13 protein-coding genes are annotated in these 12,503 nt (G+C 52.2%); 5 read left to right on the top strand and 8 right to left on the bottom strand.

Translation table 11 applies throughout. The features are described from left to right. Positions 1 to 90 precede the first annotated feature (90 nt). Complete coding sequence (locus ACOCLE_RS14100; RefSeq protein WP_419532998.1) at positions 91 to 1,497, top strand: O-antigen ligase family protein; 1,407 nt, start codon at positions 91 to 93, stop codon at positions 1,495 to 1,497. Positions 1,498 to 1,518: 21 nt separating this feature from the next. Here ACOCLE_RS14100 and ACOCLE_RS14095 read toward each other — a convergent pair whose 3' ends face one another. Beyond that, positions 1,519 to 1,869: a RimK/LysX family protein gene (locus ACOCLE_RS14095; RefSeq protein WP_419532997.1), complete on the bottom strand. Its 351-nt coding sequence runs from the start codon at positions 1,867 to 1,869 to the stop codon at positions 1,519 to 1,521. A gap of 341 nt (positions 1,870 to 2,210) precedes the next feature. On the opposite strand from ACOCLE_RS14095, the gene ACOCLE_RS14090 reads away from it, so the two are divergent. From ACOCLE_RS14090 to ACOCLE_RS14080, 3 genes are read left to right on the top strand one after another with little or no spacing between them, the layout of a single operon-like run. Continuing rightward, on the top strand, positions 2,211 to 2,471 hold the full coding sequence (locus tag ACOCLE_RS14090; protein ID WP_419532996.1) for a hypothetical protein: 261 nt from the start codon (positions 2,211 to 2,213) through the stop codon (positions 2,469 to 2,471). 33 nt (positions 2,472 to 2,504) lie between these two features. Next, complete coding sequence (locus ACOCLE_RS14085; protein WP_419532995.1) at positions 2,505 to 3,239, top strand: tyrosine-protein phosphatase; 735 nt, start codon at positions 2,505 to 2,507, stop codon at positions 3,237 to 3,239. Then, the gene (locus tag ACOCLE_RS14080; RefSeq protein WP_419532994.1) at positions 3,236 to 3,853 is read left to right on the top strand and encodes a hypothetical protein; all 618 of its coding nucleotides are present in this window, start codon (positions 3,236 to 3,238) and stop codon (positions 3,851 to 3,853) included. Before ACOCLE_RS14085 ends, ACOCLE_RS14080 begins: the two co-directional genes overlap by 4 nt. Before the next feature lie 56 nt (positions 3,854 to 3,909). Here ACOCLE_RS14080 and hmpA read toward each other — a convergent pair whose 3' ends face one another. Continuing rightward, positions 3,910 to 5,148 (bottom strand): NO-inducible flavohemoprotein, encoded by a 1,239-nt coding sequence (gene hmpA, locus ACOCLE_RS14075; protein WP_419532993.1) that lies wholly within the window; start codon positions 5,146 to 5,148, stop codon positions 3,910 to 3,912. A gap of 60 nt (positions 5,149 to 5,208) precedes the next feature. On the opposite strand from hmpA, the gene ACOCLE_RS14070 reads away from it, so the two are divergent. Further along, positions 5,209 to 5,637 carry an Rrf2 family transcriptional regulator gene (locus tag ACOCLE_RS14070; protein WP_419532992.1) on the top strand — a complete coding sequence of 143 codons (429 nt, stop codon included), beginning with the start codon at positions 5,209 to 5,211 and terminating at the stop codon, positions 5,635 to 5,637. Between the two features lie 111 nt (positions 5,638 to 5,748). On the opposite strand, the gene ACOCLE_RS14065 is transcribed toward ACOCLE_RS14070, so the two are convergent. From ACOCLE_RS14065 to dsbD, 6 genes are all read right to left on the bottom strand, one after another. Then, positions 5,749 to 6,696, bottom strand: coding sequence for a DUF3426 domain-containing protein (locus ACOCLE_RS14065; RefSeq protein ID WP_419532991.1), 948 nt, complete (start codon positions 6,694 to 6,696; stop codon positions 5,749 to 5,751). Between the two features lie 127 nt (positions 6,697 to 6,823). Further along, a complete protein-coding gene (gene prmA, locus ACOCLE_RS14060) occupies positions 6,824 to 7,711 on the bottom strand; it encodes a 50S ribosomal protein L11 methyltransferase (protein ID WP_419532990.1) in 888 nt (295 codons plus the stop codon). A gap of 196 nt (positions 7,712 to 7,907) precedes the next feature. Beyond that, entirely contained in the window at positions 7,908 to 9,248 is a 1,341-nt protein-coding gene (accC, locus tag ACOCLE_RS14055) for an acetyl-CoA carboxylase biotin carboxylase subunit (protein ID WP_419532989.1), read from the bottom strand. Positions 9,249 to 9,258: 10 nt separating this feature from the next. After that, complete coding sequence (accB, locus tag ACOCLE_RS14050) at positions 9,259 to 9,726, bottom strand: acetyl-CoA carboxylase biotin carboxyl carrier protein (RefSeq protein WP_419532988.1); 468 nt, start codon at positions 9,724 to 9,726, stop codon at positions 9,259 to 9,261. A gap of 221 nt (positions 9,727 to 9,947) precedes the next feature. Continuing rightward, the gene (gene aroQ / locus ACOCLE_RS14045) at positions 9,948 to 10,400 is read right to left on the bottom strand and encodes a type II 3-dehydroquinate dehydratase (RefSeq protein WP_419532987.1); all 453 of its coding nucleotides are present in this window, start codon (positions 10,398 to 10,400) and stop codon (positions 9,948 to 9,950) included. A 245-nt stretch (positions 10,401 to 10,645) separates the two neighbouring features. Then, positions 10,646 to 12,481, bottom strand: coding sequence for a protein-disulfide reductase DsbD (gene dsbD, locus ACOCLE_RS14040; RefSeq protein WP_419532986.1), 1,836 nt, complete (start codon positions 12,479 to 12,481; stop codon positions 10,646 to 10,648). Positions 12,482 to 12,503 lie beyond the last annotated feature (22 nt).

Here is a 12,503-nt window from a genome sequence, read left to right as displayed (position 1 = left end):
TCCGCTGCCCGCCTCCCGCTACCCGAAAAGATAAGACGGATGCTTTTACGGGAAGCGGGGAGCGGGCGGCGGGAAGCGATGTAAAAAAACATGAAAAATGCACTGTTCTGGCCGCTGCTGGCCATTGTTTTCTGGCTGCCGGTACCCATGGGCAGTAATCCGCCCTGGGCGCGGGCGGTTCTGGTATTGCTGATTACTGTACTCAGTCTGTTCTGGGTGCTGGGCTATGCGCTTAACCGGCTGGAAACCACACCGTCTTTCCGTCAGGCTAAATGGCTGCATGCCGGTTTTATGAGCGTTGTTGGCTGGCTGTTTATTCAGCAGTTACCCATGCCAGCTGACTGGGCTCAACTGCTTTCTCCTTTCTCATGGGATACTCATTCCTCTGCGGCAGAAGCCCTGGGGCTGGCCATGCCCCAGTGGATGATGCTGTCGATCTCTCCTCACGATACGATGGTCAGCACTTTGTTGACCATGGCCTACTATCTCCTGTTCTGTCTCTGCCTGCTGCTGGTGGATCGTCCTGATAAATTGCGCTGGTTTGCCTGGGCGTTTGTGGTCTCTGGCATTTTTCAGGCCGTGTTTGGTTCGCTGAGTACGCTTTCGGGGGCAGAGGTGCTGCTGTTCGGTGAGAAGTCTTCCTACTTAGGGGTTGCGACTGGTACTTATGTCAACCGGAACAGTTTTGCCGGGTGTATGGAGATGACGCTGGCCTTTGGGATGGGGTTGTTGATTGCCCAGCTGCACGATAGACGAGCAGGCAACTGGCAGGAGTGGCTTCGCCAGACCCTGCAGACGTTGATGAGTAACAAGGTCATACTGCGTACCGGGCTGGCCATTATGGTGGTTGGTCTGGTGCTTTCCCGTTCCCGTATGGGAAATACCGCCTTTTTCTCCAGTTTACTGGTGACCGGGCTTTTGTACGTTATTTGTCGTAAAAAGCTCAGCCGGGGGATGATTGTTCTTTTTGTCAGCCTGCTGGTGATTGATACGGCGATCGTCAGCCAGTGGTTTGGCCTTGAAAAGGTTATGGAGCGTATTGAACAGACCTCTCTGGAGCGGGAGACCCGTCCCAATGTGTCGGAGGTGACCCTGGGGGCAATCCGTGATTATTCACTGACGGGTTCTGGCGCAGGCAGCTTTTATACAACACTGCCTGCGTATCATGATGGGAGCTGGAAAGGCTTTTATGACCTCGCCCATAATGATTTTCTGCAGTTTCCCCTGGAGTTTGGGGTTCCGGCATTTTTGATATTGGCGTTGATGGTGATCTGGTCATTCTGGCTGGCGGTTCAGGCAATGAAACAGCGCCGCAGCCGTTTGATGATCGGTATGGGGTTCTCGTCGTTTATGGGCATGCTGGCGATCATGATTCATTCGTCAGTGGATTTTAACCTGCAGATGCCGGCCAATGCGGCGTACTTTGTGGCGCTGATGGCACTTGGGGTTCTGGCTCGGTACTTACCGTCTGATTCCCGCAAAAAAATCAGTCATTAGGGCGGGGATTTAATAACCCTCTCAGGGGTAGCGGCTGATTTGCAGGCAGTGTTCTTTGAGCAGAAATTCTTTTGATAGATCAATAACGGCCAGGTGCTTCAACGTATTGGTGCCAAGGAGAATCTGGTTTTTGAAGCTTGAACGGGAAGTCAGGCTGAAATCGGTACGGGTTTCAACAGGCCCCAGCCGGATGGTGGCTTCAATCACTGGGCGTTTCTGAGGTTCCCCAGAGTGGGTTTGTACCCGGACATAACGCTTCAGGGGTTTGGCCATTTTGACCGTTTTCTGCTGGCTTTGGCCGGTGGGAACGGTAAAGTGAACCCACAGGGTGCCATCGGCGTGTTTTCTGATTTTGATGTCTCTGGCATCCATGGAAGAGAGGGTGGAGCCGGAGTCAATCAGCGCATTGATGCTGAGCCTGTGAGGTGTCGGCTTTGGAATGCGCGTTGGTCATAAGCAGCAGTGCCAGGGCGGCAAGCACCGAAAGGCCGGAAAAATGGGCGGAAAACAGCATGACTTCCTCCATGAAGGTACTGCGTAATTAATGCCTTCTCTTTATATTTGTAGCTTGTGGCGTTAGATTGAGCCTCTTTATTGTGAGCGGCTGGTAGTTACTGGTGGTTTTGCGGCGGGGTATCCCGGGTTATGGCAGGTGTGCCTGTGGATTGTCAGTATTTTGTTGCTCTGGTAGGTCGTCTGAGGGTGTGGTTCTCATGAAAAAGTGGGTACCTGGGTGGGATATCCCCCTGATTATGGTGATTCTGGCCGTGGAAGTTCTGTTGATTAACGCCCTTTCCGGCCCTGATAATGCACCGTTGAGCTTAAGCATTGTGGATGCGGTGGGCAGTATTGCCTTTGTGTTTACGTATTTTCATGTTCCGGTTCCTGTCGCGCTGTTTTTGACAGGGGTGTTGCTGCTGGTGCCTGCGTGCCTGCTAACCCTGCTGGTTCGTCGGTTGCTGTCCAGAAGCTGAGAGCATCAGTAACTTAATGACTTATAAAACTAAATGATTGATATCCACAACCATATTATTCCCGGCATTGACGATGGGGCTGACAGCCTGGAGCAGGCACTGGCCATGCTGGAACTGGCTCAGGCCGATGGAATCCAGAAACTGGTGTGCACCCCTCATATGCACCCGGGCCGCTTTGATAACAATGTCAAAACCATCCGTCCCGGGTTTTCTGGTCTGAAGCAGAAAGCCAAAGAGACTGGGTTGTCGATTCAGCTGGCCATGGCGGCAGAGGTGCGTTTCAGCGATGAAATGATGTTTCAGTTGCGCAGGGATGAAATTCCGATGATTGGCCAGTGGGAGGGTTTCCAGTGTCTGTTACTGGAAATGCCTCATCAGCGAATTCCTGTGGGTATGGAGCCGATGCTGGACTGGCTTTATAAAAGGGAAATAAGGGTAGTGATTGCTCACCCTGAGCGGAATAAAGAGCTGATGTCTTACCCTGAGCGTGTTCTGCCGTTTGTGGAGCGGGGAGCACTGCTGCAGCTGACGGCGGGTTCGGTCGCCGGGCTGTTTGGCGAAAGGGCAGAGACGACTGCCCGCTGGTTTGTGGACCGTGAGTTGGTGCACTTCGTGGCTTCCGATGCCCATCACCCGGTTCGTCGGCCACCGGCCATGGCGCAGGCTGCTGAGACGTTAAACCAATGGGTCGGCAGTGATCAGTGTTCAATGCTGACAACGGGTAATCCGGATACGTTAACGCAGTGCCTTTTTGGTGATGCCTCATGAAAGGCTCGTTATCCTGGCGTCGTGGGTTGTTGGTGCTGCCGGTTATTCTGGTGTTGTGTCTTGCGGCTTTTCAGGCCTTTACTTTGTTGCGTTCTGAAGTCGGGCGTTATCAGACCGAACTGTTTCTGGATCATTGGCAACAGGAAACGGAAGATAGCAGGAGTTTTGTGGTAGACGCTTCTGAACTGGAAGTTGCGCTTGGTGGCGTGGACAGCGCCATACGACAAATGCCAGATAATCCGGCGCTGTATGTTTTGAAGGCGCGAGTGCTTGAACGGGGTAGGCTTTCCGGGATTGATACTGAGAATAATTCGGAGCTGGAAGCCTGGGAGAAAGCGATTGCGTTAAGGCCTGCCTGGCCATACAGCTGGAGCGACTACGCCCGGGCCCGCTCACAATATTCACTGATTGATGCTGAGTTTGAAGCCGCATTACTGCGCGCCAGCCAGCTTGGCCCTTGGGAGCCCCGTGTGCTGGAAAACAGTGCGTTATTCAGTTTTCACTACCGGGGCTGGCTGAGTGATGCGTTGCAGGCAGAGCTGGATAACAGTTATCAGAAACTGGTGAAGGCTTATCCACACAGTGCCCGGCGTATAGCCAAGCAATATCAGTGAGATTTTTTGAGCCACAGCGATAAAGATCAGACGGTTTCTCTGTGGCTCAACAATAATCAGAGGTTTTTATGAGGACCAAAGACTTCGTAGTGAAGTCGGTCTTCAGTCACTCCCCAGCCTTGCAATGACGCTTTCACCATCGCCATATACCCCAGTGGGCCACAGAAGTAGTAGTGTGCTCCGGGAAGGTCGATCTTTTCGCGGATCAGTTCCAGATCCGTCCTGCCAGCATAATGATGAGCAGAGCAATCACCGGTTGGTTCATCGTAAAACAGAACCTGTTCTATGTTGTCGTTTTTCTCGGCAATATCCCTGACGTGCTGATCAAAGGCGTGAACCCTGCTGTTGATGGCACCGTGTACAAAAATAATCGATTGCCCGGGATTTTTGCTGCTCAGGCTGTTCAACATGCTTAACATGGGTGTCTGGCCAACACCGCCGCTGAGTAACACCACGGGCGCATCTGAACGATTGTTTAGGTAAAAATCACCACTGGGGGGACACAGTTCCACAACATCACCTATCTGTACATGGTCGTGAAGATAGTGGGAGATCATGCCCTGGGTTTCTCCTTCCCCTTCACGCTTTACCGAAATACGATAGCGTTTGCCATCAGGGGCATCGGATAGACTGTACTGACGGATGCAGCGATGTTCTGAATGTTCCGGATACAGATAGATACCAATGTACTGGCCAGGTTGATAGTCGGCTACCGGTAAACCGTCCACCGGCTCAAAGTAGAAGGAGGTGATCAGCTCGCTTTCCTGAACTTTGTTGACGACCTTAAACTTACGAGTACCCCGCCAGCCCCCTGCCAACTGTTCATTCTCCCGGTAAATTCCTTCCTCTACTTCGATGAGCAGATCGGCCAGGAAACCATAGGCTTCTGTCCAGGCGTTGAGAATGTCGTCGGTTGCGGCTTCTCCCAGAACATGGGCTACGGCTTCGAGGAGGTGCTTTCCGACAATAGGGTACTGTTCCGGCAGGATGTTAAAGCTGGCATGTTTATGGGCGATGCGTTGTACCGCACCCGTCAGCGCACCAAGGTTATCGATGTTGGCGGCATAGGCATAGACGGCATTGGCCAAGGCCGCCTGCTGGCGACCGGTTTTCTGATTGGTCGCGTTGAAAATATTCAGCAGCTCCGGATTCTGGCTGAACATCTGCTGATAGAAGTGTCGGGTAATGGTTTCTCCGTGTTCCGCCAGAACCGGGGCCGTGGCTTTGACGATTTGAATGGTTTGTTCACTCAGGCTCATAAAGCACCTCACTCCATAGGTTGTTATAAGATGCATTTGAAATGCATTTAATAAAAGCGCATTCTATTTACTTCTTTTCATTATGTCTATCTCTGAATGAAACTGACAAAACACACCGACTACGCATTGCGCATTTTGATGTACGCGGCGCTTCAACCGGAAGGGCGGTTGCTATCGATTCAGGAGGTAACGGATACCTACGATATATCGCGGAATCACGTGATGAAGATTGTCCAGAAACTCGGACATGAGGGGTATCTCACAACCATTCGCGGAAAGGGGGGAGGGTTTACCCTTGGGAAGCCACCGGAAGCGATTAACCTGGGGGAACTGGTGCGCTGTATGGAAACCACCATGAAGGTGGTGGAGTGTGAGCAGCCGATGTGTCGGATATCACCGGGGTGTGAATTGAAAGGGGTGCTTGCGGAAGCCGTCGCAGCTTTTATGGAGGTGTTGAACCGGTATAGCCTGGCGGATTTGATTGGTAACCGGAAAGAGCTTATCCGCTTGTTGGCGATTGCCTGAACAATAAAAAGATCTTTAGACCACAGAGAACACAAAGCTCACAAAGAAAGATAACCTTTTTCCTTATCTCTTCTCTGTGAACTTTGTGTTCTTCGTGGTTCGAAAAGAAGCTTAGTTGAATCGCGTTGCTTTATTCTCGCTGAACGTCAACTGATAGTTTACCGCTCGCTCACCGGGATCCAGGATTTCCAGCCCAAGCCGGATGGGTTGTGCTTTTGGCATCTCTTTAGAGCCGGCCAATTCTCCTCCCAGGTATTCAGAAGGGCTGAAGGTACGATTGGCTACCAGTCGGCCGTTGATGTCGGTGAAAGTCAGCTCCAGATTCGGAAATGGCTGAGGATGTCTGGCTTCATTAATGATGACGGCGTCTATCTGAAGGGCATTGTCCTCATCTGGATGGCTGCGGACGACCAGGTCTACACTGCGGATGGCATCGATGTTGACCAGTGGTGGGAGTGTGCACGGCAAGAGAGTGCAGGCGATTGTGTAGGCAGGCCTCAGCGCAGGGTTCAGGGACAGCGCATTGCGGTTGAACCAGGCAAATTGCAACACAAGCAGTGCCATCAGGGCACTGGCAGCAACGCCCCAGTAGGTTCGTTGTCTGCGCCGTTGCTGTTCGTTAATTGCTGCTTCGGTTTCCTGTTCATCCAGTTCCTGGATCAGGGTATCGATGTTTGGCTGATGGTAGCCATCGTACTCCATCGGTTTAGGGGGCGTGGCTACTTTTGCTTTTACGGAGGAGTCCGGGTCTTTAATCTGGGGTGTTTCCGGGCGGAGTGCTGGTTTGCTCACCAGCGGCTCCCGGGCAGCCAGTGTTTCCTCGGAGCTGTGTTTCTGCTCCGGCGGCTTGGGTGTTTCTTGAGGGGGAGTCTCAGGTAATGGGCTGGTTTCAGCCGGTGGTTCATGGCTGGTGGTTTTGACGTGCTCAACCTGATCCAGTGCATTAAAAACCTGCAGGCATGACCCACACCGCACTGAACCGCTGGCAGCCCTGAGCTGAGCATTGGTTATGCGAAATGTTGTCTGGCAGTGGGGGCAAGTGACACTTGAAGGCGCCATGTTTACTTTTTACCTGATTTTTAGGCTGCGTTTAATTAGACCAGAGCCCCCGTACTGAATCCAGTCTAATTAATCGTACAGATACGTTCGTACCTGTATTTTGGCAGTCGTTTCTTTCGAACCGTGGTCAGGAACGTCGTGTACCTGAAAGCATGGCCCAGCCATCAAAGGTTACCGGGGTGTCCATGGAAAACCACTGTTCATACGTTTTAATTATTTCATCCGCTTGCTCTGCCAGTATGCCTGACAGCGCAATGGAACCACCTTCCCTGGTTAGACTGGCCAGTTTGGGAGCCAGTTGCGTCAATGGACCAGCCAGAATGTTGGCCAGTACGACATCAGCTTGTTCACTGGGTTCATCATCTGGCAGGAAAACCTCAAGCTTGCCTGCCGGGATTTTGTTGCGTTTTGCGTTCTCGATAGTGGCTTCCAGTGCCTGGGGATCCAAGTCGACACCTATTGCCATTCGGGCACCCAGTAACAGTGCAGCAATCGCAAGAATGCCTGAGCCACAGCCATAATCGATAATTTCTTTACCTTCCAGGTTGGCCTGTTGATCCAGCCATCGCAGGCAGAGCGCGGTGGTTGGGTGTGTTCCGGTGCCGAATGCCAGTCCTGGGTCCAGCATTAAGTTCACGGCTTCTGGATCCGGAACTTCCTTCCAGCTTGGGCAAACCCACAGGCGATCACCAAACTGCATAGGATGAAAGTGGGTCATCCACTCGCGTTCCCAGTCCTTATCTTCAACCAGTTCGACCTTGTGATTAGGGAAAGGGTTCAGTCCGGCATTTTCCTGGAGAAAAGGAATGACATCATCAGTACGGGTCTGGGCATCAAACAGACCAACGACAATGGTGTTATTCCACAGGGGAGTGGTACCCAGCTCCGGCTCATAGACTGGTTGATCTTTCGCATCCTGCAGGGTTACCGCACAGGCTCCTGCTTCCAGAAGCAGGTCTTCCAGAATTTCAGCATGGTCAGAAGTTGTATCCAGTCTGACTTGAATCCAAGACATTGTGTTATCCAGAATGAAAAGCGATAAGAATTCCGGCCTGTTCTTCAGGAGAGAAATTCATGGAACATAAGCAGCCTATTGTAGCTGAGCACGGGTATTTCATAAACAAGCATTGGCTAAGGTGCCAACTTCAGAAAAACAAAGGCCACTCCCGGAGGGGAATGGCCTTGGCTCAGCGACGTTTCAGCAGCCGATATTAATCAGCCAGCTTCTTTTCGAGATAGTGAATGCTGACACAGCCTTCTTTGAAGTGAGGGTCAGTCACCAGATCCTGATGGAGAGGGATGTTGGTTTTGATCCCTTCAATGACGGTTTCATCCAGTGCATTTTTCATCCGGATCAGGGCGGTTTCGCGATCCGGACCATAACTGATGATCTTGGCGATCAGTGAGTCATAGTAAGGAGGAACGCTGTAGCCGTTGTACAGGTGACTGTCGACACGAACGCCATTGCCGCCGGGTGCGTGAAACTGCAAAACCTTGCCAGGTGAAGGCATAAAGGTTTTTGGGTCTTCTGCGTTGATACGGCACTCGAACGCATGGCCTTTGAGTTCGATGTCTTCCTGACGAACGCTCAGGGGCATCCCGCTGGCGATTCTCAGCTGCTCTTTGACAATATCAATGCCACTGATCATCTCTGTTACCGGGTGTTCTACCTGAACACGGGTGTTCATTTCAATGAAATAAAACTCACCATTTTCATACAGGAATTCAAAGGTGCCAGCACCTTTATAGCCCAGCTCAATACAGGCACGGGTACAGGCACTGGCGACTTCCTGACGCTTCTCTTCCGGGATACCCGGGGCAGGCGCTTCTTCAATGACCTTTTGATGACGACGTTGCAGGGAGCAGTCACGGTCGCCTAGGTGAATAGCATTGCCCTGGCCATCGGCGAGTACCTGAAATTCCACATGACGTGGGTTTTGCAGGAATTTTTCCAGATAGACCGTATCGTTATTGAACGCTGCGCCGGCCTCTGATTTGGTCAGAGCTACGGAGCTGATCAGGTCTTCCTCATTGTGAACCACACGCATACCGCGGCCACCACCACCACCGGCAGCCTTAATGATCACGGGATAACCAATGTCACGGGCAATGGATAGTGTACGACTATGATCGTCAGTTAGTGATCCGTTGGAACCGGGAACGGTGGGTACACCGGCTTTCTGCATGGCTTCTATCGCGGAGACTTTGTCTCCCATCAGGCGGATAACATCTGCTGAAGGCCCGATAAAGGTAAAGCCACTGCGTTCCACCTGTTCAGCAAAATCGGCATTCTCTGACAGGAAGCCGTAACCGGGGTGAATCGCGGTTGCGTGAGTTACCTCGGCGGCACTGATGATGGCAGGAATATTGAGATAGCTGTCTGCCGGGTTGTTTGGACCGATACAGACGGACTCATCCGCCAGGTGCAGATGCATAAGATCTGCATCGGCTTTGGAGTGAACCGCAACGGTCTTGATGCCCAGCTCTTTGCAGGCCCTTAATATTCTGAGAGCAATTTCGCCCCGGTTGGCTATTACGACTTTATCGAGCATGACGCGACTCTCAGATAATGGTGAACAGGGGCTGGTCGAACTCAACAGGCTGACCATTCTCTACCAGAACGGCATCAATGGTACCGGATTTGTCCGCCTTGATCTGGTTCATCATTTTCATGGCTTCAACGATGCAGAGTACGTCACCTTCCTTCACCTGCTGGCCAACCTTGGCGAATTCCGGTGCATCGGGTGAAGGCGAACTGTAGAAAGTGCCAACCATGGGAGACTTGACCTGGTGACCGGATACGACAGGCTCTGCTGCTGACACAGGGGCTGCCGCTTCAGCCGCTGCCGGGGCTGCAGCCGGTGCTGGGGCTGGTGCCGCTGCTGGATAAGCAATAGGTGCTGCAGCCAGTGGTGCATTTTTTGAGTAACGGCTGATACGAACGGACTCTTCACCCTCATGGATTTCGAGCTCATCAATACCTGATTCTTCCAGCAGCTCAATGAGCTTTTTTACTTTTCTGATATCCATTGTCAGTCTCAAATGCTTGTACTGGCAGGACTGGCCGGCCAGTGTGGTTGATTTTGCGAAACATCGAGCATTCGACTTAGCGAGCGCACGATCCCCGATGGTCAGTTTTTGCCTGACAGTGCGGTTGTTTAAAACAGATTTAAGACCGTTGCACTGTGATTAACATGAATCAGAACGCGGTTCCGTGTTTGAACCGCGTTCTGATGAAATGGTTCGCGTTCTTATGGCTCTGGCTGTCTGGTAAGCCTGTCAATCGCCGCTGAAAGTGCCATGTCGTAGCCTTTAGGGCCCAGTCCGGCAATGACCCCTTCAGCAACGTCGCTGAAATAAGAGTGATGGCGGAAAGGTTCCCGGCGATGAACATTCGATAGATGCACTTCAATAAATGGAATCGCCACCCCGAGCAATGCATCCCTCAGTGCCACACTCGTGTGAGTGAAAGCCGCCGGGTTGATGATGATAAAACGTACCCCATCTTTACCCGCCTGATGAATACGGTCGATCAGGAGGTGTTCGGCATTGCTTTGAAAGTTGTCCAGCTGGAGGCCTGCATCAGCAGCCTGTTGGATAAGGTTCTGGGTGATCTGTTCAAGTGTGGTTGCACCGTATACACCAGGCTCCCGGGTGCCCAGCAGATTCAGGTTGGGACCATTGAGCACAAGAATGTCAGCCATGTTTATCCTCTTAAAGACCACAATTGCCCAGGTTGTAACCCTGCCTGATGGTAGGGGCTTTCAGCATTCAACCTTGCTTATGGACGCTGTGCGTATCGTTAACCGATTGCACGATGGGCAGTGAAGTGCATTGCCATCGTTACTGATCAGGCATTTTGCCCCATTGTCAAGAGTGCGTCCAGTTTGTGCGTGTTACAGGAGGTTAACGACAGTTACGAAGCATTTCATGCCTGTTTCAGACAAGTTCAGGTATCTGCAGTTTTTCCGTGGGCTTCAAGGAGTTTTGTCAGCTTTTGATGCAACTGAATCGCGGTGATTTCACCCTGGGATTTCAGCATCGGCAACGCCTTGCCACTGGCATCAAAGAACAGCAGGGCGGGAGGGCCAAACAGTTGATACTGGTTGAGGAACTGCTGATGTTCTGGCGTATTGTCTGTGATGTCCAGCTTGATCAGGGATAGGGTGGCAAGCTGGTCAGCAACCAGCGGGTCGGGAAAAACGGTTCGCTCAATGATCTTACAGGATAGGCACCAGTCCGCGTAGAGGTCCACCATGGCCGGCTGGTTCCTCAGTGCTGCATCAGCCAGCAGGGTATTCAGTTCGTTCAGTGTGGTCACCGTCCTGAAGCCGGAGCCCACCGGTTGTTTGGTCGTTACTGAAGTGCTGTGTTTGCTGACAAGGGGAGCCAGGGGATCACTATTGCCCATGGCGGCGCCAACAATCAGGCAGGTACCGTATATCAGACAGAGCATACCGATGGTCTGTCTGAGCTTCTGGTGGGCTTCATTCAGGTTGGTATGAAGTGCGCCCAGGAATACACCACTGCCAATCAACAGGGCTCCCCACAGGAAGAGCGTGACCGGTGGAGAGATAATCCGTTCCAGCATCCAGATGGCAACCCCGAGGAGTAATACGCCAAAGAATGAGCGAATTCCATTCATCCAGGCGCCAGATCTTGGCAGCCAGTGCCTTCCTCCTAAAGCCAGAACAAACAGCGGAATGCCCATGCCCAATCCCAGGGCAAACAGGGTCAACCCACCAAACAGGGCATCACCGGTTGAGCTGATGTAGATGAGGGCGCCGGCGAGGGGCGCTGAGACACAGGGAGAGACCACCAGTGCAGAAAGTATCCCCATCACGGCTGCACCCGATAAACTGCCTGAACGTTGTTGATTGCCACTGAGTCTGTCGCGGATTCTGGCGGGTAGCTGTAATTCGTAAAGGCCAAACATGCTCAGTGCCAGAAGCACGAAGAGCAATGCCATTGGAATCAGCAGCCAGGGAGACTGAAGCTTTGCCTGAAGATTCAGGCTGGCACCAAACAGACCCATCAAGGTACCAGCAATGGCAAAGGTGGCTGACATGGTGAGTATATAGGTTATCGTCAGGGCAATGGTTCTGGCTTTGCTCTGTTCCTTTGCTCCCAGGATCAGGCTGGAAAGAATCGGGAACATGGGCAGGACGCAGGGCGTCAGGCTGAGCCCAATACCCGCCAGCACAAAGAGCAGTAGAGCAATCGGCAGGCTGTTCTGTTCCAGCTGCTGCTGGAAGGTATTATCAGGGCCCGTTGTCTCAGGGCGGACAGCACTGACCGATGCTGGTGACTCGCTGGCTTCTGCCTGGGCAACCAGTGGAATGACCACTTTATGTGGTGGATAGCAAAGTCCGGCTGTGGCGCAGCCCTGGAAGCCGATTTCCAGCTCTGGCAGGCTGCCAGAGTGGTTGACAGGAAGCTTGATTACAAAGTTATTGCTGAAAATCTCCAGCTCTTTGTTGTAATACGGGTCAAATATCTGCTCGCCAGCGGGATAGGTTTCGCTGCCCAGACTTTTAATGTCGGTTGCCGGGGTGAAGGTAAACCGATGCTTATAGAGGTAGTGCTCTGGTGTTACAAGAACATCAACAATGGCGTTGCCCTGCTCAATCCGTCCGGTGAACTGAAAAGCTTCTTCGACGGGAAGAAAGTCCTGGTTTTCACCGGAATCTGCCCCGAATAACTGCCTCAGGTTTGCCTGGGCAGGCAATGAGATGAACAGACCCAGAAACAGGGCCCAGATCAGGGTAAGATGGTGTCTTGGCATATAAGCAGCTGTTTATAATGGC

Source organism: Endozoicomonas sp., assembly GCF_965196975.1.
Lineage (GTDB): Bacteria > Pseudomonadota > Gammaproteobacteria > Pseudomonadales > Endozoicomonadaceae > Endozoicomonas.
This window is presented reverse-complemented; position numbering and strand designations above follow the sequence as displayed.